Here is a 20,349-nt window from a genome sequence, read left to right on the forward strand (position 1 = left end):
CTCCTCGGAGGGGGTAGTGACTAACAGCTGTTTACTGTAGTGAACGACTATCTTGGAAAGGTAATCGTTTTTTTGCTCAGGTTATGACGTTTAAACAGCGGGAAAATTCGTCATAGCCCTACAGCGCAAAAAGGCCGGTGGTTATTTAACCACCAGCCAATAGCCGTTAGGCTAAGAAATTAAGTAATAATTACTTAACTTCAACAGAAGCGCCTGCTTCTTCTAGCTGTGCTTTAAGAGCTTCAGCTTCAGCTTTGTCAACGCCTTCTTTTAGAGGTGCTGGAGCTGAGTCTACAAGACCTTTAGCTTCTTTAAGACCTAGGCCAGTTGCGCCACGTACAGCTTTGATAACTTGTACTTTGTTAGAACCAGCAGAAGTTAGGATAACGTCGAATTCAGTTTGCTCAGCAGCAGCTTCGCCACCAGCAGCGCCGCCAGCTACAACAGCAGCTGCAGCAGATACGCCGAATTTCTCTTCCATAGCTTCGATAAGCTCAACAACTTGCATTACAGACATTTCTGCAACTGCATCTAGGATTTGCTCGTTAGTAATAGACATAACAATTCTCTTTTAAGTCAACAATAAGTTTAATTAGCAACCAGTGAAAAGCAAGGCTTATGCCGCAGCTTCTTCTTTTTGGTCACGTAGTGCAGCGATAGTACGAACCAGCTTGCCAGCAGAAGCTTCTTTCATGCACATCATTAGGCGTGCGATTGCTTCGTCGTAAGTTGGTAGTGTCGCTAGTACTTCAGCATCAGTAACTGCGCCTTCAAATGCAGCAGCTTTGATCTCGAAATCTTTGTTCTCTTTAGCGAAGTCTTTGAAAAGACGCGCTGCAGCACCTGGGTGCTCGTTAGAGAACGCGATCAGAGTTGGACCAGTGAAAGTGTCAGTTAGACACTCGTAGTCTGTACCCTGAACCGCACGGCGTGCTAGTGTGTTACGAACAACTTTCATGTAAACACCCGCTTCGCGAGCTTGTTTACGTAGAGAAGTCATTGCGCCAACTTCAACGCCACGAGAATCAGCTACAACTGCAGAAAGTGCACCATTAGCTGCTTCGTTGACTTCAGCAACAATTGCTTTTTTGTCTTGAAGATTTAAAGCCATTTGGATTAACCTCTGGTTGTGATTACAGCACTCATCACAGTGTGTCATGAGCGTTTACGATGCTAATAAACATGAATCACTTCATTTAAATTAGGCACCGCCTACGTAGGTTTTATTAAGCTATAACTCCGAAGAGTACAGCGCCTACGGTCTTGGGATAGATGATTTGAATTGCTTCAGAAATCACCCAACCACAAATATTAGGCGCAGAAGTATACACTAAATCTGCGCCTAAGCAAATTAGTTTGCTTGAGTGTTCAGGCTAGCCTGATCAACAGCAACACCAGCACCCATAGTAGTAGAGATGCTTACTTTCTTCAGGAAAGTACCTTTCGCTGAAGAAGGCTTAGCTTTCTTAAGAGCAACTAGCAGAGCTTCAAGGTTTTCTTGAATCTGGTTAGCTTCGAAAGATGCTTTACCGATAGTAGTGTGGATGATGCCGTTCTTGTCGTTACGGTAACGAACCTGACCAGCTTTAGCGTTCTTAACAGCTTCAGCAACGTTAGGAGTTACAGTACCAACTTTAGGGTTTGGCATAAGGCCGCGTGGACCTAGGATAGTACCTAGTTGACCAACAACGCGCATTGCATCTGGAGAAGCAACAACTACGTCGAAGTTCATTTCGCCTTTCTTCACTTGCTCAGCAAGATCTTCCATACCAACAACATCTGCGCCAGCTTCTTTAGCTGCTTCTGCGTTTGCACCTTGAGTGAACACAGCAACGCGGATTTCACGGCCAGTACCGTGAGGTAGCACAGTAGCGCCACGTACGTTTTGGTCAGATTTACGAGCATCGATGCCTAGGTTAACAGCAACATCAACAGACTCAACGAATTTAGCAGTAGCTAGTTCTTTAAGAAGAGCAACAGCTTCGTTGATTTCGTACTCTTTAGTTACGTCAACTTTTTCGCGGATTACGCGCATACGCTTAGTAAGTTTTGCCATCTTATTAACCCTCTACCACTAGGCCCATTGAACGAGCAGTACCAGCGATTGAACGCTTCATTGCTTCGATGTCAGCACCAGTCATATCAGCAGCTTTAGTTTCTGCGATTTCTTGGATTTGAGCGTCAGTTACAGTACCCACTTTTTCAGTGTTTGGACGACCTGAACCAGACTTAACGCCAGCAGCTTTCTTAAGAAGAACAGCAGCAGGTGGAGTCTTAGTTACGAACGTGAAAGAACGGTCGTTGTATACAGTAATAACTACTGGAGTCGGTAGACCTTTCTCAACAGATTCTGTTTTTGCGTTGAACGCTTTACAGAATTCCATGATGTTAACACCGTGTTGACCTAGAGCAGGACCAACCGGTGGCGACGGGTTTGCCATACCAGCTGCAACTTGCAGTTTGATATAAGCTTCAACTTTCTTAGCCATGATATTTCCTAATATTTGGGTACATGCGCTAGCCGTAAGGCAAGCTCCCCATAATTTCAATTAAGCTTTTTACTTCCTCAGAAGTAAAAAGGCGCGAAATTATAATCATAATTCGCGCCTTAAACAACCCTAAAAAGGTGATTTTTTATACTCTTTTAATTTGAACAAGTTGCCAATAAGTTATCCACAACTTTGTTCAACTATTCGAGTCTTAGTCCAGTTTCTCAACCTGACCAAATTCAAGCTCAACAGGTGTTGCACGACCGAAGATCGATACAGATACCTTAATGCGGCTCTTCTCGTAATCCACTTCTTCAACAGTACCGTTGAAGTCAGCAAATGGACCATCGTTCACACGAACCACTTCACCAGCTTCGAACATAGTCTTAGGACGTGGAGCTTCGCTCGCTTTCTCTAGACGGTTCAGAATCGCATCAGCTTCTTTGTCAGTGATTGGTGCAGGACGATCAGAGGTACCACCAATGAAGCCCATAACACGCGGAATGCTGCGTACTAAGTGCCATGATTCGTCATTCATGATCATCTGAACTAATACGTAGCCAGGGAAGAATTTACGTTCACTCTTACGACGTTGACCCGCGCGCATTTCCACTACTTCTTCAGTAGGTACTAGCACATCGCCAAACAGTTCTTCCATGTTGTGCATTTTAATATGTTCGCGTAGCGATTGAGCCACACGACCTTCAAAGCCAGAGAAGGCTTGAACTACATACCAACGTTTTTTTGGAGCTTCACTCATGAATCAGAACCCTCTATACCCCAGTCACAAAGGCAACAAGACGAACCATAATGCCGTCAATGCCCCATAGTGCTAGAGCCATAACAATACTTACAGCTAGAACGATCAATGTTGTTTGCATAGTTTCTTGGCGAGTAGGCCAAACCACTTTACGAATCTCCATACGAGATTCTTTTGCAAATTCGATCGCAGCTTTACCTTTAGTTGTCGTTGCTGCAACGCCTAGTGCGGCAGCAATCAGCACAACTACACCTGCAGCGCGAATTACAACTGATAATTCACCATACAGGTAATTACCCACAACAGCGGCGGCTAGCAGAACAAAAGCGACAATCCACTTCATTGTATCTGCTGCACTTGAGCTATCAGGAGTCTCAGCGTTTGCTTTCATAAAACCAACCTGTGATAAGTCTTAAATATAGACGACAATAACCCCGCTGTTGCAGGGCACATTCCTTTGCGTTGCAGAACAACACATCTAACAGTCATTTTAGTCAAAAATGATCGTTTTATTCTTTGCTAAGAGACAAAGTTGCTGTGATTTCACGCAACTCTTTTTTTAGCGCAGAAAAAGGGCATCAAATGATGCCCTTTTTACTAGTGGTTCGTCAAATCTTATGCAAAGATTTTAGCTACAACACCAGCACCTACAGTACGGCCACCTTCACGGATAGCGAAACGTAGGCCTTCGTCCATTGCGATTGGAGCGATTAGCTCAACAGTCATTTGAACGTTATCACCTGGCATTACCATCTCTACGCCTTCTGGTAGAGTGATGTCGCCTGTTACGTCAGTTGTACGGAAGTAGAACTGTGGACGGTAACCTTTGAAGAAAGGAGTGTGACGGCCGCCTTCATCTTTAGAAAGTACGTACACTTCTGACTCAAATTTAGTGTGTGGGTTGATAGAACCTTTAGCAGATAGTACTTGACCACGTTCAACTTCGTCACGCTTAGTACCACGTAGAAGTGCACCAACGTTCTCACCTGCACGACCTTCGTCAAGAAGCTTACGGAACATCTCAACACCAGTACAAGTAGTCATTGTTGTTTCTTTGATACCAACGATTTCTACTTCGTCACCTACGCGTAGGATACCACGCTCGATACGACCAGTTACAACAGTACCACGACCTTGGATCGAGAATACGTCTTCGATTGGTAGTAGGAACGGTTGGTCTACTGCACGCTCTGGCTCTGGGATGTAAGAATCTAGTGCTTCTGCAAGCTCAACGATCTTGTCTTCCCATTGCTTCTCGCCGTTTAGTGCGCCAAGAGCTGAACCTTGGATTACTGGTAGGTCATCACCTGGGAATTCGTACTCAGAAAGAAGTTCACGAACTTCCATTTCTACTAGTTCTAGTAGCTCTTCGTCATCAACCATGTCACATTTGTTCATGAATACGATGATGTAAGGGATACCAACTTGACGACCAAGTAGGATGTGCTCACGAGTTTGAGGCATTGGGCCGTCAGTCGCAGCAACAACTAGGATACCGCCGTCCATTTGTGCAGCACCAGTGATCATGTTTTTAACATAATCCGCGTGTCCTGGACAGTCTACGTGTGCGTAGTGACGTGATGGAGTGTCGTACTCAACGTGAGAAGTTGCGATTGTGATACCGCGCTCACGCTCTTCTGGAGCGTTATCGATAGATGCGAAGTCTTTCGCTTCACCACCGTACACTTTTGCAAGTGTAGTACAGATAGCAGCAGTTAGAGTTGTTTTACCGTGGTCAACGTGGCCGATAGTACCAACGTTTACGTGCGGTTTCGTACGTTCAAATTTTTCTTTAGACATGGGGTGTCCCTCTAGGTACGGATTAAGTGGCTTTGATGACCACGCAACCAAAAAAAATGGTTTTTTTTAATTTAAAGGAGAAAGAAGCTTTAGACTGGTGCTGATACCCAGATTTGAACTGGGGACCTCACCCTTACCAAGGGTGCGCTCTACCGACTGAGCTATATCAGCACACAAATTTGAGTTGGAGCGTGCAGCGGGAATCGAACCCGCATCATCAGCTTGGAAGGCTGAGGTAATAGCCATTATACGATGCACGCAACACGTAACTCTGTTTGAGCTATTTAACCTTTAGAATATGGTGGAGGGGGACGGATTCGAACCATCGAAGGCAGTGCCGGCAGATTTACAGTCTGCTCCCTTTGGCCACTCGGGAACCCCTCCAAATTTTTAAGCTTTCTTCTCGCTCCCTTAGGAGGTAAGAAAGTGGTGCCGACTACCGGAATCGAACTGGTGACCTACTGATTACAAGTCAGTTGCTCTACCTACTGAGCTAAGTCGGCACAAGTGGGGCGCATTTTATTGAATGATTTTCCACCTTGCAATAGTAAATTGAAAAAAAATGGAAAAATCTAATAAGTAATGAAATTTAGCGGGTATTTCTTATTAAGTTTGTACCTTTAATCCACATCTCTCTCACGAATATATTTTATTTATTCATCGCATGATGTATTTTCCATGCACTTGTTTTGTAACCCACTATAGAGTTTTTATGAGCCCATTTATGTCATTTGACCGCGAACGCTGGTCTGAACTAAGAAATTTAGTTCCCATGACACTGTCTGAGAATGACTTAAAAGAGCTTCAAGGGATCAATGAAAAATTGACGATGGAAGAAGCGGTAGAGATCTACCTTCCCCTTTCTCGTCTATTAAACCTCTATGTGGCTGCAAGACAGAACCGCAACTCTGTACTTCAACAATTTCTGGACAAAGACGAGAAAGCGCCCCCTTTTGTGATTGGAATTGCAGGCAGTGTTGCTGTGGGGAAAAGCACAACGGCTCGACTACTGAAAGCACTACTCTCTCGCTGGGATAATCACCCAAAGGTCGAATTAGTTACGACTGATGGCTTTTTGTACCCAAATGAAGTCCTTGAAGAGAAGGGCCTGATGAGTAAAAAAGGCTTTCCTGAGTCCTATGATATTAAGCGCTTGGTGAAGTTTGTTTCCGACGTCAAAGCATGCAAACGTAACGTGCAAGCTCCTGTCTATTCACACCTAACCTATAACATCACAGATGAAGTAAAAGAAGTCGACCTTCCGGATGTTTTGATCATTGAAGGGTTGAACGTGTTACAGAGTGGTATGAACTACCCACATGAGCCGCATCGTGTCTTTATCTCAGACTTCCTCGATTTCTCACTCTATGTCGACGCAGACAGTTCGCAAATCCAAGAGTGGTATGTAAATCGATTTATGAAGTTCCGTGAGGGTGCATTTGCCAAACCAGGTTCTTACTTTAGTCACTACACTCTGCTCAATGACCAAGAAGCTGTCGATAAAGCCCAGAATATCTGGAAGTCGATTAATGGTCTCAACTTAGAGCAGAATATTTTGCCGACTAGAGAAAGAGCGCACCTTATTCTACGTAAGGGCGCTGATCATATGGTTGAAGAGGTCTTATTACGCAAGTAGTAGCCGAGCTGTAATAGATAGGGTATCGATTAATCCGCTTTGCGCAGTGAGATTTCACCACCAATATAGGCTTCAACACCATTTTCCGTTTCCAGTAAAACGGCACCCTGCTCATTAATGCCTTTAACTGTACCCTCTATCTCGCGCGGCCCAATAATCAGGCGTACTGAGCGCCCTAAAAAGTTATCTAATCGGTTCCAGCGTCCAACGAAGTCGGTCATTCCCTTGAGCTCATACTCATCGAGCGCTTTATACCAAGCATTAATCAACGCCTGTGCAAGCTCATTTCGCTCTGGAACTTGGCCTCCGCATACTTCCTTAAGCGACGTCCATGGTTGGCCAATACCCGACGTATTTGGATCCATCGATAGGTTTAGTCCCATACCAATCACAATATTGGCCGCACCACCAGATTGACCCGAAAGCTCTACCAATATTCCAGCAAGCTTCTTATCATTGTGATAAAGGTCGTTAGGCCATTTGAGCTTAACGCCTTCAACACCCATTTCCTCGAGCGCTTCTACAATAGCAACACCAACGACTAAGCTAAGTCCCATTGCTGCCGCCATACCAGCATCCAATCGCCAGTACATAGACAAATACAAGTTTGCACCAAACGGAGATACCCATTCGCGCCCACGACGACCGCGCCCAGCAGCTTGATACTCTGCAATACACACCGAACCTGACTCTAGAGAATCTCCCTTATCAAGCAGGTGTTGGTTTGTAGAGCCAATAATTGGTATTAGTTCTAGGGAAGAGTCTGCACCTGGAGCCTGAAGCCTAGACTCATCAAGCATGTTCAGTGGCTGAGCTAGCTTATATCCTTTGCCTTGCACTCGATAAATATCCAGCCCCCACTCTTGTATACCCTTGATATGCTTACTGATAGCTGCGCGAGAAACACCGATCAGATCACCGAGCGCTTCTCCGGAATGGAAATCACCATCAGCCAGAGCTTTAAGAAGGGTTAACTTGGTTGTATGGTCTCTCATGCTAGAGCCTCCAATGCGATATCGAGATTGATCTCACCATCTTTACCCATGAATCTCACTTCATGCTCAAGCGCGATGCCAAACTTCTCTTTAACTGCCGTGCGAACTTGATTTGCGAGTCGAACAACATCAGAGGAAGAAGCATCATTATAGTTAATAAGAACTAAGGCTTGATTTGGGTGAACTTGCGCCCCACCTTCGACATGCCCTTTGAACTGACATTGATCAATCAACCAACCCGCAGCCACTTTGATCTTATCGCCGCTCTCATAACCCACAATATCTGGGTAACTTTGAGTTAATAGATCATAGTGATCCTTTTCGATCACAGGGTTCTTAAAGAAACTGCCCGCATTACCCTTTATCGCCGGATCTGGAAGCTTGCTTGAGCGAATTGCACATACTTCATCGAAGATAACACGAGGGGAAATTGTCTCCATATCTAACGCTTTGAGTGGCCCATAGTGATTACATGGCTGCCAGTCTTTACTCAGGGTTAAACCAATCGCGACTACAATGGCTTTACCATAAAGGGCATGCTTGAATATCGAATCACGATAGCCAAACTGACACTCTTCACGACTTAATCGCTTCACCGTATAGGTGTCTAAACATAAGATATCAACGTATTCACATACATCTTGTAATTCAACGCCATAAGCGCCGATGTTCTGAATAGGAGCAGAACCACAACAACCGGGAATCATGGCTAGGTTTTCTAATCCACCAATTCCTTGCTCTACAGACCACGCAACCAAGCTAGGCCAATCTTCGCCACCACTAATATGCAGTTTATAGTGTGTCTCAGTTTCGGTTCGCTCAATCCCCTCAAGCTTATTCACTATCACCAGACCTGCAAAATGTTCGGTAAATAGCATGTTGCTACCCTTACCTAACATCAATTTCGGAAGGTGACTCCATTTTGAGGATTGGTAAACAGAGATCAGATCGTCTACAGAGCGGACTTCAATAAGCACATCACATGTCTGCTCGATGGAGAAGGTATGTGCCTTTTTCAAACTGGCATTGAGATAAAATTGCATGGCGATATTCAATTAAACTAAACTGCCCCCATTCTACAGCAGTTACCCAACCGACGCAGTGATTGAATGAACAATGTAATAATAGCCGAGCTTGATCCAATCAAAGTTCCATTAGTTAAGCGCTTCTATAAAGAGCACTACCCTTCCGGTAAGGCCAACAAGAGTGAGTTAATCTATTCATTGACCATTGATAACCAACTGTTGGGTGTAGTTCGCCTTCGTACAATAGAGCAGTTTCGCTTACTAACAGGTATGGCCATTTCTAAAGAGTATCGAGGTCAACAACTCGGGAAGCAGTTAATGGATTTCTGTGAGAAAAATACGTTAAACGATCAAGACTATTGCTTTGCTTACGCACATTTAGAGCACTTTTATAACCGCCATCATTTTGTAAAAGTAGCACCTCAAGAGCTGCCTAATAGCCTGAAAAACCTCTTCGAACGATATACAAACAGTGGAAAAGATCTCATTCCTATGCATTATCAGCAAAATTGTTAGAGAATGCCTCGATTATCTAGTAATTCGCCGTTTGCCTTTGGTAAAATTCGCTGTTCGCAATTTTGCATATTTTTAAGGTCAAACAGTCAATATGATTGCTAGTAGGAATCCATTCATACAGTTACCCACTGTAGCTCAGAACCCCGATAAGTTTGAAGTACTGTTATCAGCACAAGAGTTCAGAACTCGTTTACTTAAAGAGATCTCTGAAGCAACTCAGCGTATCTGTCTGGTTGCTCTCTATCTAGAAGATGACGAAGCAGGTCGTGAGATCCTTACAGCATTATATGAAGCTAAGCAAAACAATCCTCAGCTTGATATCAGTGTTTGTGTTGACTGGCATCGAGCTCAACGTGGCCTTATTGGTGCGGAATCATCGGAAGGCAATGCTGCAATGTATAAAGCATTTGCAGATAAATATGAGCACGAAGTGCCTGTCTATGGCATCCCTGTTCGCGGTAAAGAGGTCTTTGGTGTACTTCACCTAAAAGGCTTTATCATCGACGACAAGGTCATATACAGTGGTGCTAGCCTTAATAACATCTACCTGAACTATAACGACCGCTATCGTTTCGATCGCTACCATGTTTTAAACAACAAGAGGTTGGCTGACACTATGTTTAGCTACGTACAAGAGCAAATGGTGGCAGATACTGCAGTTAATAACCTAGCCGATCATAGCAAGCCAACCACCAAACAAATTAAGTCTGCAATTCGCCAGTTCCGCTCGACTTTAGCTCGCTCTCAATATCAGTTTAAGAGCGAAGAAGTATCAAGTGAGCAAGTTGCTGTAACACCACTCGTTGGTATCGGTAAGCGTCGTAACCGTCTAAATCAGGGCATCAACCAACTGATCGCTCAAGCTAAAGATGAAATCTTCATCTGCACGCCTTACTTCAACTTCCCACCTAGCCTAGCTAAGGAAGTAAAGAAAGCTCTGAAACGTGGTGTGAAGGTCAGCATAGTTGTGGGTGACAAAACAGCGAATGACTTTTTCATCTCTCCAGAAGAAGAATTTAAGACCATTGGCGGCCTACCTTATCTATACGAACTCAACTTGCGACGTTTTGCTAAAGCAAATGAAGCAAACATTGCAAGTCGTAAACTATCTATCCACCTTTGGAAACACGATTCAAATAGCTTCCACCTAAAAGGTATTTGGGTAGATAAACGCTACATGCTTCTAACGGGTAACAACCTAAACCCAAGAGCTTGGAAGCTCGATCTTGAGAACGGCATCTTTATCCAAGATAACTACAATCACCTTGCGGACAAGTTCCAAACTGAGGTCGATAACATCCTTCAACACACACAGCTGATCTGTACTTATAAGCAGCTAGATAAAGTCGATAGTTATCCAACCGAAGTACAGAAGCTAATACGCAAGATCACGCGCGTAAAGGCTGATAGAGTGCTTAAACAAATTCTATAAGTACAAGATAGAAAATATCATCTATTCCAACGCCTAGCGATTTGCTGGGCGTTTTTGTATTCATTGTATGCACCCTCAACAAGCTATATAGAACACACTGTTAGGACTCTGCCAACCACAGATAACTATATGCAATTCAAATGGTGTACCTAAAGAGTAGGTTAACCCAACCAATTAGTTTTTCAGATTGGCATGAACTCATTGGTCAAAGAGCTAAGAAACGAAGAAGGCCTATTCGTAAGACTAGGCTTTTTAATACATCACAAGATTACTGGGTTGTTGTACTTTCGTGCTTGCTCCGAAAAGGAGCGAAGCTTGCTACCTATCAGCACATCCATTTCTGATAAATGTACAAAGCCTTTCTATTCTCTAGCAGGGCTTCTCTATAAGGACAAAGTGGCTAGGGTTGCGCTCACCTGTGACTCGTTGGTCGAAGAGCAAAACACCTACTCCCATAAACGACGAAAGCCTAGTCGTAAGACTAGGCTTTCTGATAAGTGGCGGATGGCGGGGACGCCTAGTTCGGGGTTGCGGGCAACCAGGACTCTTCTGATCGAAGGGCGAACACAATCGTTCAAATGTAAAAAAGCCCTGCTATTTCTAGCAGGGCTTCTCTATAAGTGGCGGAGTGGACGGGACTCGAACCCGCGACCCCCGGCGTGACAGGCCGGTATTCTAACCAACTGAACTACCACTCCGCAGTGGTAAACACGTCTGTAGACGTGGTTCCAAAATTAAAGCCTGGCGATGTCCTACTCTCACATGGGGAAGCCCCACACTACCATCGGCGCTATTGCGTTTCACTTCTGAGTTCGGCATGGAATCAGGTGGGTCCACAACGCTATGGTCGCCAAGCAAATTCTTTCTTCTCTGATTTTCTTTCAGAAAAGTAATCTGGAAAGCTGTTTATTCTCTAAACTCATTCAAGTGCTCTTGTTTGCCTCTGCTTTTTAAAGCGGAAACAATGTTTTGAGTCCATCAAAACCCCTTGGGTGTTGTATGGTTAAGCCTCACGGGCAATTAGTACAGGTTAGCTCAACGCCTCACAGCGCTTACACACCCTGCCTATCAACGTTCTAGTCTTGAACAACCCTTTAGGACGCTTAAAGCGCCAGGGAAGACTCATCTCAGGGCTCGCTTCCCGCTTAGATGCTTTCAGCGGTTATCGATTCCGAACTTAGCTACCGGGCAATGCCATTGGCATGACAACCCGAACACCAGAGGTTCGTCCACTCCGGTCCTCTCGTACTAGGAGCAGCCCCCTTCAATCTTCCAACGCCCACGGCAGATAGGGACCGAACTGTCTCACGACGTTCTAAACCCAGCTCGCGTACCACTTTAAATGGCGAACAGCCATACCCTTGGGACCGACTTCAGCCCCAGGATGTGATGAGCCGACATCGAGGTGCCAAACACCGCCGTCGATATGAACTCTTGGGCGGTATCAGCCTGTTATCCCCGGAGTACCTTTTATCCGTTGAGCGATGGCCCTTCCATTCAGAACCACCGGATCACTATGACCTGCTTTCGCACCTGCTCGAATTGTCATTCTCGCAGTCAAGCGGGCTTATGCCATTGCACTAACCTCACGATGTCCAACCGTGATTAGCCCACCTTCGTGCTCCTCCGTTACTCTTTGGGAGGAGACCGCCCCAGTCAAACTACCCACCAGGCACTGTCCGTAATCCCGATTCAGGGACCAACGTTAGAACATCAACACTACAAGGGTGGTATTTCAAGGACGACTCCACCACATCTAGCGACGCGGTTTCAAAGTCTCCCACCTATCCTACACATGTAGGGTCAATGTTCAGTGCCAAGCTGTAGTAAAGGTTCACGGGGTCTTTCCGTCTAGCCGCGGGTACACTGCATCTTCACAGCGATTTCAATTTCACTGAGTCTCGGGTGGAGACAGCGTGGCCATCATTACGCCATTCGTGCAGGTCGGAACTTACCCGACAAGGAATTTCGCTACCTTAGGACCGTTATAGTTACGGCCGCCGTTTACCGGGGCTTCGATCAAGAGCTTCGACCGAAGTCTAACCCCATCAATTAACCTTCCGGCACCGGGCAGGCGTCACACCGTATACGTCATCTTACGATTTTGCACAGTGCTGTGTTTTTAATAAACAGTTGCAGCCACCTGGTATCTGCGACTCTCGTCAGCTCCATCCGCGAGGGACTTCACCGATAAGAGCGTACCTTCTCCCGAAGTTACGGTACCATTTTGCCTAGTTCCTTCACCCGAGTTCTCTCAAGCGCCTTGGTATTCTCTACCCGACCACCTGTGTCGGTTTGGGGTACGATTCCTTACAATCTGAAGCTTAGAGGCTTTTCCTGGAAGCATGGCATCAATGACTTCACCACCGTAGTGGCTCGACATCGTATCTCAGCGTTAAGAAAGTCCGGATTTACCTAAACTTTCCGCCTACGTACTTGAACCTGGACAACCGTCGCCAGGCCCACCTAGCCTTCTCCGTCCCCCCATCGCAATTGTAAGAAGTACGGGAATATTAACCCGTTTCCCATCGACTACGCCTTTCGGCCTCGCCTTAGGGGTCGACTTACCCTGCCCCGATTAACGTTGGACAGGAACCCTTGGTCTTCCGGCGAGGGAGTTTTTCACTCCCTTTATCGTTACTCATGTCAGCATTCGCACTTCTGATACCTCCAGCAGCCCTTACAGACCACCTTCAACGGCTTACAGAACGCTCCCCTACCCCGCACACTAAAGTGTGCAGCCGCAGCTTCGGTGTATAGCTTAGCCCCGTTACATCTTCCGCGCAGGCCGACTCGACCAGTGAGCTATTACGCTTTCTTTAAATGATGGCTGCTTCTAAGCCAACATCCTGGCTGTCTGAGCCTTCCCACATCGTTTCCCACTTAGCTATACTTTGGGACCTTAGCTGGCGGTCTGGGTTGTTTCCCTCTCCACGACGGACGTTAGCACCCGCCGTGTGTCTCCCGGATAGTACTTACTGGTATTCGGAGTTTGCAAAGGGTTGGTAAGTCGGGATGACCCCCTAGCCTTAACAGTGCTCTACCCCCAGTAGTATTCGTCCGAGGCGCTACCTAAATAGCTTTCGGGGAGAACCAGCTATCTCCAGGTTTGATTGGCCTTTCACCCCTAGCCACAAGTCATCCGCTAATTTTTCAACATTAGTCGGTTCGGTCCTCCAGTTGATGTTACTCAACCTTCAACCTGCCCATGGCTAGATCACCTGGTTTCGGGTCTATATCCAGAGACTGAACGCCCAGTTAAGACTCGGTTTCCCTACGGCTCCCCTAAACGGTTAACCTTGCCACTGAATATAAGTCGCTGACCCATTATACAAAAGGTACGCAGTCACGGGACAATGCCCGCTCCTACTGCTTGTACGTACACGGTTTCAGGTTCTATTTCACTCCCCTCACAGGGGTTCTTTTCGCCTTTCCCTCACGGTACTGGTTCACTATCGGTCAGTCAGTAGTATTTAGCCTTGGAGGATGGTCCCCCCATATTCAGACAGGATATCACGTGTCCCGCCCTACTCGATTTCACTGATTATGATGTGTCGGTTACGGGGCTATCACCCTTTATTGCGGCACTTTCCAGAGCCTTCACCTGCATCATTAAAAGCTTAAGGGCTAATCCAATTTCGCTCGCCGCTACTTTCGGAATCTCGGTTGATTTCTCTTCCTCGGGGTACTTAGATGTTTCAGTTCCCCCGGTTTGCCTCTTGTTGCTATGTATTCACAACAAGATACTTACTTATGTAAGTGGGTTTCCCCATTCGGAAATCCCAGACTCAAAAGGTTTTTACTACCTAATCTGGGCTTATCGCAAGTTAATACGTCCTTCATCGCCTCTGACTGCCAAGGCATCCACCGTGTACGCTTAGTCACTTAACCATACAACCCGAAAGGGTCTTAGTGTATGGCAACTAACCAAGGTTTTTGGTTGTAACAAGAAGGGTTAGTTCTTATTACGTGTTTGCCGGACTCAATTTTGAATACAAGACACTTGAATGTGTTTGTGTTGTGTTTATCCAAAGGATAAACATTGAGAACTTTTAATTTGATTTAAATAACTTTGTTATTTAAATCAGTCAGCTTTCCAAATTGTTAAAGAGCATGAGACTTCGTTAGAAGTTCATTTTCTAAAGACTCTCACAGTCGAAAAATCCAACCAGCAACCTAAATTGTGGTTTGGAGTTTTTAACTTCCAAGAATATTTAGAGAATGGTGGGCGATACCGGGCTCGAACCAGTGACCCCCTGCTTGTAAGGCAGGTGCTCTCCCAACTGAGCTAATCGCCCACGATAGTTTTAATTCCTTCGCGGAGAAAGAATGGTGGGTCGTGCAGGATTCGAACCTGCGACCAATTGATTAAAAGTCAACTGCTCTACCAACTGAGCTAACGACCCAATGGTATCCCGTAGGGGAGTCGAACCCCTGTTACCGCCGTGAAAGGGCGGTGTCCTAGGCCTCTAGACGAACGGGACACTGCATGAAGATATTGGGATATCTTCGTCTCTTTTACTTTCTAAACCGTATCAATCTGTGTGGACACTTATCGTGAATATCTTCGTATAAGGAGGTGATCCAGCCCCAGGTTCCCCTAGGGCTACCTTGTTACGACTTCACCCCAGTCATGAACCACAAAGTGGTGAGCGTCCTCCCGAAGGTTAAACTACCCACTTCTTTTGCAGCCCACTCCCATGGTGTGACGGGCGGTGTGTACAAGGCCCGGGAACGTATTCACCGTAGCATTCTGATCTACGATTACTAGCGATTCCGACTTCATGGAGTCGAGTTGCAGACTCCAATCCGGACTACGACGCACTTTTTGGGATTCGCTCACTCTCGCGAGTTGGCCGCCCTCTGTATGCGCCATTGTAGCACGTGTGTAGCCCTACTCGTAAGGGCCATGATGACTTGACGTCGTCCCCACCTTCCTCCGGTTTATCACCGGCAGTCTCCCTGGAGTTCCCGACATTACTCGCTGGCAAACAAGGATAAGGGTTGCGCTCGTTGCGGGACTTAACCCAACATTTCACAACACGAGCTGACGACAGCCATGCAGCACCTGTCTCAGAGTTCCCGAAGGCACCAAAGCATCTCTGCTAAGTTCTCTGGATGTCAAGAGTAGGTAAGGTTCTTCGCGTTGCATCGAATTAAACCACATGCTCCACCGCTTGTGCGGGCCCCCGTCAATTCATTTGAGTTTTAATCTTGCGACCGTACTCCCCAGGCGGTCTACTTAACGCGTTAGCTCCGAAAGCCACGGCTCAAGGCCACAACCTCCAAGTAGACATCGTTTACGGCGTGGACTACCAGGGTATCTAATCCTGTTTGCTCCCCACGCTTTCGCATCTGAGTGTCAGTATCTGTCCAGGGGGCCGCCTTCGCCACTGGTATTCCTTCAGATCTCTACGCATTTCACCGCTACACCTGAAATTCTACCCCCCTCTACAGTACTCTAGTTTGCCAGTTTCAAATGCAGTTCCGAGGTTGAGCCCCGGGCTTTCACATCTGACTTAACAAACCACCTGCATGCGCTTTACGCCCAGTAATTCCGATTAACGCTCGCACCCTCCGTATTACCGCGGCTGCTGGCACGGAGTTAGCCGGTGCTTCTTCTGCAGCTAACGTCAAGAGATGCCGCTATTAACGACACCCCCTTCCTCACTGCTGAAAGTACTTTACAACCCGAAGGCCTTCTTCATACACGCGGCATGGCTGCATCAGGCTTGCGCCCATTGTGCAATATTCCCCACTGCTGCCTCCCGTAGGAGTCTGGACCGTGTCTCAGTTCCAGTGTGGCTGATCATCCTCTCAGACCAGCTAGGGATCGTCGCCTTGGTGAGCCATTACCTCACCAACTAGCTAATCCCACCTAGGCATATCTTGACGCGAGAGGCCCGAAGGTCCCCCTCTTTGGCCCGTAGGCGTTATGCGGTATTAGCCATCGTTTCCAATGGTTATCCCCCACATCAAGGCAATTTCCTAGGCATTACTCACCCGTCCGCCGCTCGACGCCGTTATCGTTCCCCGAAGGTTCAGATAACTCGTTTCCGCTCGACTTGCATGTGTTAGGCCTGCCGCCAGCGTTCAATCTGAGCCATGATCAAACTCTTCAATTTAAGATTTTGTCGACTCAATGAATACTGATTCTATCTAACGATAGTGAATTGACTGTGCCGATAATAAATTATCGAATTGGTCACTCAGTTCATTGAAATCAAGTTGAAACCGAAGTTTCATTTTTGATATTCATCAACGAGTGCCCACACAGATTGATAGGTTTAAATTGTTAAAGAGCTTTGCTATCAACACTTTAGCGTTGAAGCGGATGCGTATAATACGCGATTGACTCTGTAAGTCAACATAAAACTCTAAATTTATTTAGAACTTTATGGTGACTTGCTTAGATACTAAGCAAGGTCGCTATTTTGTTTTCATTTTTCTAAAAAATGAAAGTAAATAGAAGCCTGGCGATGTCCTACTCTCACATGGGGAAGCCCCACACTACCATCGGCGCTATTGCGTTTCACTTCTGAGTTCGGCATGGAATCAGGTGGGTCCACAACGCTATGGTCGCCAAGCAAATTCTTAAAATTCGGAAAGCTGTTTATTCTCTAAACTCATTCAAGTGCTCTTGTTTGCCTCTGCTTTTTAAAGCGGAAACAATGTTTTGAGTCCATCAAAACCCCTTGGGTGTTGTATGGTTAAGCCTCACGGGCAATTAGTACAGGTTAGCTCAACGCCTCACAGCGCTTACACACCCTGCCTATCAACGTTCTAGTCTTGAACAACCCTTTAGGACGCTTAAAGCGCCAGGGAAGACTCATCTCAGGGCTCGCTTCCCGCTTAGATGCTTTCAGCGGTTATCGATTCCGAACTTAGCTACCGGGCAATGCCATTGGCATGACAACCCGAACACCAGAGGTTCGTCCACTCCGGTCCTCTCGTACTAGGAGCAGCCCCCTTCAATCTTCCAACGCCCACGGCAGATAGGGACCGAACTGTCTCACGACGTTCTAAACCCAGCTCGCGTACCACTTTAAATGGCGAACAGCCATACCCTTGGGACCGACTTCAGCCCCAGGATGTGATGAGCCGACATCGAGGTGCCAAACACCGCCGTCGATATGAACTCTTGGGCGGTATCAGCCTGTTATCCCCGGAGTACCTTTTATCCGTTGAGCGATGGCCCTTCCATTCAGAACCACCGGATCACTATGACCTGCTTTCGCACCTGCTCGAATTGTCATTCTCGCAGTCAAGCGGGCTTATGCCATTGCACTAACCTCACGATGTCCAACCGTGATTAGCCCACCTTCGTGCTCCTCCGTTACTCTTTGGGAGGAGACCGCCCCAGTCAAACTACCCACCAGGCACTGTCCGTAATCCCGATTCAGGGACCAACGTTAGAACATCAACACTACAAGGGTGGTATTTCAAGGACGACTCCACCACATCTAGCGACGCGGTTTCAAAGTCTCCCACCTATCCTACACATGTAGGGTCAATGTTCAGTGCCAAGCTGTAGTAAAGGTTCACGGGGTCTTTCCGTCTAGCCGCGGGTACACTGCATCTTCACAGCGATTTCAATTTCACTGAGTCTCGGGTGGAGACAGCGTGGCCATCATTACGCCATTCGTGCAGGTCGGAACTTACCCGACAAGGAATTTCGCTACCTTAGGACCGTTATAGTTACGGCCGCCGTTTACCGGGGCTTCGATCAAGAGCTTCGACCGAAGTCTAACCCCATCAATTAACCTTCCGGCACCGGGCAGGCGTCACACCGTATACGTCATCTTACGATTTTGCACAGTGCTGTGTTTTTAATAAACAGTTGCAGCCACCTGGTATCTGCGACTCTCGTCAGCTCCATCCGCGAGGGACTTCACCGATAAGAGCGTACCTTCTCCCGAAGTTACGGTACCATTTTGCCTAGTTCCTTCACCCGAGTTCTCTCAAGCGCCTTGGTATTCTCTACCCGACCACCTGTGTCGGTTTGGGGTACGATTCCTTACAATCTGAAGCTTAGAGGCTTTTCCTGGAAGCATGGCATCAATGACTTCACCACCGTAGTGGCTCGACATCGTATCTCAGCGTTAAGAAAGTCCGGATTTACCTAAACTTTCCGCCTACGTACTTGAACCTGGACAACCGTCGCCAGGCCCACCTAGCCTTCTCCGTCCCCCCATCGCAATTGTAAGAAGTACGGGAATATTAACCCGTTTCCCATCGACTACGCCTTTCGGCCTCGCCTTAGGGGTCGACTTACCCTGCCCCGATTAACGTTGGACAGGAACCCTTGGTCTTCCGGCGAGGGAGTTTTTCACTCCCTTTATCGTTACTCATGTCAGCATTCGCACTTCTGATACCTCCAGCAGCCCTTACAGACCACCTTCAACGGCTTACAGAACGCTCCCCTACCCCGCACACTAAAGTGTGCAGCCGCAGCTTCGGTGTATAGCTTAGCCCCGTTACATCTTCCGCGCAGGCCGACTCGACCAGTGAGCTATTACGCTTTCTTTAAATGATGGCTGCTTCTAAGCCAACATCCTGGCTGTCTGAGCCTTCCCACATCGTTTCCCACTTAGCTATACTTTGGGACCTTAGCTGGCGGTCTGGGTTGTTTCCCTCTCCACGACGGACGTTAGCACCCGCCGTGTGTCTCCCGGATAGTACTTACTGGTATTCGGAGTTTGCAAAGGGTTGGTAAGTCGGGATGACCCCCTAGCCTTAACAGTGCTCTACCCCCAGTAGTATTCGTCCGAGGCGCTACCTAAATAGCTTTCGGGGAGAACCAGCTATCTCCAGGTTTGATTGGCCTTTCACCCCTAGCCACAAGTCATCCGCTAATTTTTCAACATTAGTCGGTTCGGTCCTCCAGTTGATGTTACTCAACCTTCAACCTGCCCATGGCTAGATCACCTGGTTTCGGGTCTATATCCAGAGACTGAACGCCCAGTTAAGACTCGGTTTCCCTACGGCTCCCCTAAACGGTTAACCTTGCCACTGAATATAAGTCGCTGACCCATTATACAAAAGGTACGCAGTCACGGGACAATGCCCGCTCCTACTGCTTGTACGTACACGGTTTCAGGTTCTATTTCACTCCCCTCACAGGGGTTCTTTTCGCCTTTCCCTCACGGTACTGGTTCACTATCGGTCAGTCAGTAGTATTTAGCCTTGGAGGATGGTCCCCCCATATTCAGACAGGATATCACGTGTCCCGCCCTACTCGATTTCACTGATTATGATGTGTCGGTTACGGGGCTATCACCCTTTATTGCGGCACTTTCCAGAGCCTTCACCTGCATCATTAAAAGCTTAAGGGCTAATCCAATTTCGCTCGCCGCTACTTTCGGAATCTCGGTTGATTTCTCTTCCTCGGGGTACTTAGATGTTTCAGTTCCCCCGGTTTGCCTCTTGCTGCTATGTATTCACAACAAGATACTTACTTGTGTAAGTGGGTTTCCCCATTCGGAAATCCCAGACTCAAAAGGTTTTTACTACCTAATCTGGGCTTATCGCAAGTTAATACGTCCTTCATCGCCTCTGACTGCCAAGGCATCCACCGTGTACGCTTAGTCACTTAACCATACAACCCAAAAGGGTCTTAGTGTATGGCAACTAACCAAGGTTTTTGGTTGTAATAAGAAGGGTTAGTTCTTATTACGTGTTTGCCGGACTCAATGG

At 46.8% G+C, this 20,349-nt stretch carries 12 protein-coding genes, 8 tRNA genes and 5 rRNA genes; 3 read left to right on the top strand and 22 right to left on the bottom strand.

Going from position 1 to position 20,349, the window contains the following annotated elements; genetic code table 11:
- Positions 1 to 190: 190 nt before the first annotated feature.
- From rplL to OCV50_RS13670, 11 genes are all read right to left on the bottom strand, one after another.
- The gene (gene rplL / locus OCV50_RS13620) at positions 191 to 559 is read right to left on the bottom strand and encodes a 50S ribosomal protein L7/L12 (protein ID WP_063524626.1); all 369 of its coding nucleotides are present in this window, start codon (positions 557 to 559) and stop codon (positions 191 to 193) included.
- A gap of 57 nt (positions 560 to 616) precedes the next feature.
- Positions 617 to 1,111, bottom strand: coding sequence for a 50S ribosomal protein L10 (gene rplJ / locus OCV50_RS13625; protein ID WP_004737075.1), 495 nt, complete (start codon positions 1,109 to 1,111; stop codon positions 617 to 619).
- Between the two features lie 240 nt (positions 1,112 to 1,351).
- Entirely contained in the window at positions 1,352 to 2,056 is a 705-nt protein-coding gene (gene rplA / locus OCV50_RS13630) for a 50S ribosomal protein L1 (RefSeq protein WP_032549910.1), read from the bottom strand.
- Positions 2,057 to 2,060: 4 nt separating this feature from the next.
- On the bottom strand, positions 2,061 to 2,489 hold the full coding sequence (rplK, locus tag OCV50_RS13635) for a 50S ribosomal protein L11 (RefSeq protein WP_026084318.1): 429 nt from the start codon (positions 2,487 to 2,489) through the stop codon (positions 2,061 to 2,063).
- Between the two features lie 211 nt (positions 2,490 to 2,700).
- Complete coding sequence (gene nusG, locus OCV50_RS13640; RefSeq protein WP_032549909.1) at positions 2,701 to 3,249, bottom strand: transcription termination/antitermination protein NusG; 549 nt, start codon at positions 3,247 to 3,249, stop codon at positions 2,701 to 2,703.
- Positions 3,250 to 3,262: 13 nt separating this feature from the next.
- Complete coding sequence (secE, locus tag OCV50_RS13645) at positions 3,263 to 3,640, bottom strand: preprotein translocase subunit SecE (protein WP_032549907.1); 378 nt, start codon at positions 3,638 to 3,640, stop codon at positions 3,263 to 3,265.
- Between the two features lie 224 nt (positions 3,641 to 3,864).
- Entirely contained in the window at positions 3,865 to 5,049 is a 1,185-nt protein-coding gene (tuf, locus tag OCV50_RS13650) for an elongation factor Tu (RefSeq protein WP_261903221.1), read from the bottom strand.
- A gap of 95 nt (positions 5,050 to 5,144) precedes the next feature.
- A tRNA-Thr gene (locus OCV50_RS13655) sits at positions 5,145 to 5,220 on the bottom strand.
- A gap of 14 nt (positions 5,221 to 5,234) precedes the next feature.
- A tRNA-Gly gene (locus OCV50_RS13660) sits at positions 5,235 to 5,309 on the bottom strand.
- Between the two features lie 39 nt (positions 5,310 to 5,348).
- Positions 5,349 to 5,433: transfer RNA gene (locus tag OCV50_RS13665), tRNA-Tyr, on the bottom strand.
- A gap of 43 nt (positions 5,434 to 5,476) precedes the next feature.
- Positions 5,477 to 5,552 (bottom strand) — tRNA-Thr (locus tag OCV50_RS13670).
- Positions 5,553 to 5,761: 209 nt separating this feature from the next.
- On the opposite strand from OCV50_RS13670, the gene coaA reads away from it, so the two are divergent.
- Positions 5,762 to 6,685 carry a type I pantothenate kinase gene (gene coaA / locus OCV50_RS13675; RefSeq protein WP_239843161.1) on the top strand — a complete coding sequence of 308 codons (924 nt, stop codon included), beginning with the start codon at positions 5,762 to 5,764 and terminating at the stop codon, positions 6,683 to 6,685.
- Between the two features lie 29 nt (positions 6,686 to 6,714).
- Here coaA and birA read toward each other — a convergent pair whose 3' ends face one another.
- Both birA and murB read right to left on the bottom strand, forming a co-directional pair.
- Positions 6,715 to 7,680, bottom strand: coding sequence for a bifunctional biotin--[acetyl-CoA-carboxylase] ligase/biotin operon repressor BirA (gene birA / locus OCV50_RS13680; protein ID WP_261903283.1), 966 nt, complete (start codon positions 7,678 to 7,680; stop codon positions 6,715 to 6,717).
- On the bottom strand, positions 7,677 to 8,723 hold the full coding sequence (gene murB, locus OCV50_RS13685; RefSeq protein WP_261903284.1) for a UDP-N-acetylmuramate dehydrogenase: 1,047 nt from the start codon (positions 8,721 to 8,723) through the stop codon (positions 7,677 to 7,679). The genes birA and murB overlap by 4 nt, the downstream gene beginning before the upstream one ends.
- A gap of 66 nt (positions 8,724 to 8,789) precedes the next feature.
- On the opposite strand from murB, the gene OCV50_RS13690 reads away from it, so the two are divergent.
- Together OCV50_RS13690 and pssA are read left to right on the top strand one after the other, a co-directional pair.
- Complete coding sequence (locus OCV50_RS13690; RefSeq protein WP_261903285.1) at positions 8,790 to 9,221, top strand: GNAT family N-acetyltransferase; 432 nt, start codon at positions 8,790 to 8,792, stop codon at positions 9,219 to 9,221.
- Positions 9,222 to 9,312: 91 nt separating this feature from the next.
- Complete coding sequence (pssA, locus tag OCV50_RS13695) at positions 9,313 to 10,653, top strand: CDP-diacylglycerol--serine O-phosphatidyltransferase (protein WP_261903286.1); 1,341 nt, start codon at positions 9,313 to 9,315, stop codon at positions 10,651 to 10,653.
- A gap of 621 nt (positions 10,654 to 11,274) precedes the next feature.
- Here the strand turns inward: pssA and OCV50_RS13700 are convergent.
- The 9 genes from OCV50_RS13700 to OCV50_RS13740 form a co-directional block, all read right to left on the bottom strand.
- Positions 11,275 to 11,351, bottom strand: a tRNA-Asp gene (locus tag OCV50_RS13700).
- Between the two features lie 41 nt (positions 11,352 to 11,392).
- Positions 11,393 to 11,508: ribosomal RNA gene (rrf, locus tag OCV50_RS13705) — 5S ribosomal RNA — on the bottom strand.
- 144 nt (positions 11,509 to 11,652) lie between these two features.
- A 23S ribosomal RNA gene (locus tag OCV50_RS13710) occupies positions 11,653 to 14,544 on the bottom strand.
- Between the two features lie 331 nt (positions 14,545 to 14,875).
- Positions 14,876 to 14,951: transfer RNA gene (locus OCV50_RS13715), tRNA-Val, on the bottom strand.
- A gap of 32 nt (positions 14,952 to 14,983) precedes the next feature.
- A tRNA-Lys gene (locus OCV50_RS13720) sits at positions 14,984 to 15,059 on the bottom strand.
- 2 nt (positions 15,060 to 15,061) lie between these two features.
- Positions 15,062 to 15,137 (bottom strand) — tRNA-Glu (locus OCV50_RS13725).
- Between the two features lie 88 nt (positions 15,138 to 15,225).
- Positions 15,226 to 16,778: ribosomal RNA gene (locus OCV50_RS13730) — 16S ribosomal RNA — on the bottom strand.
- A gap of 346 nt (positions 16,779 to 17,124) precedes the next feature.
- Positions 17,125 to 17,240, bottom strand: a 5S ribosomal RNA gene (gene rrf, locus OCV50_RS13735).
- A 119-nt stretch (positions 17,241 to 17,359) separates the two neighbouring features.
- Positions 17,360 to 20,251: ribosomal RNA gene (locus OCV50_RS13740) — 23S ribosomal RNA — on the bottom strand.
- Together the 16S, 23S and 5S rRNA genes with 4 tRNA genes alongside form the textbook arrangement of a ribosomal RNA operon.
- Between the last annotated feature and the right edge of the window lie 98 nt (positions 20,252 to 20,349).

Origin of the sequence: Vibrio fortis, assembly GCF_024347475.1 — a bacterium.
Classification (GTDB): Bacteria; Pseudomonadota; Gammaproteobacteria; order Enterobacterales; family Vibrionaceae; genus Vibrio; species Vibrio fortis.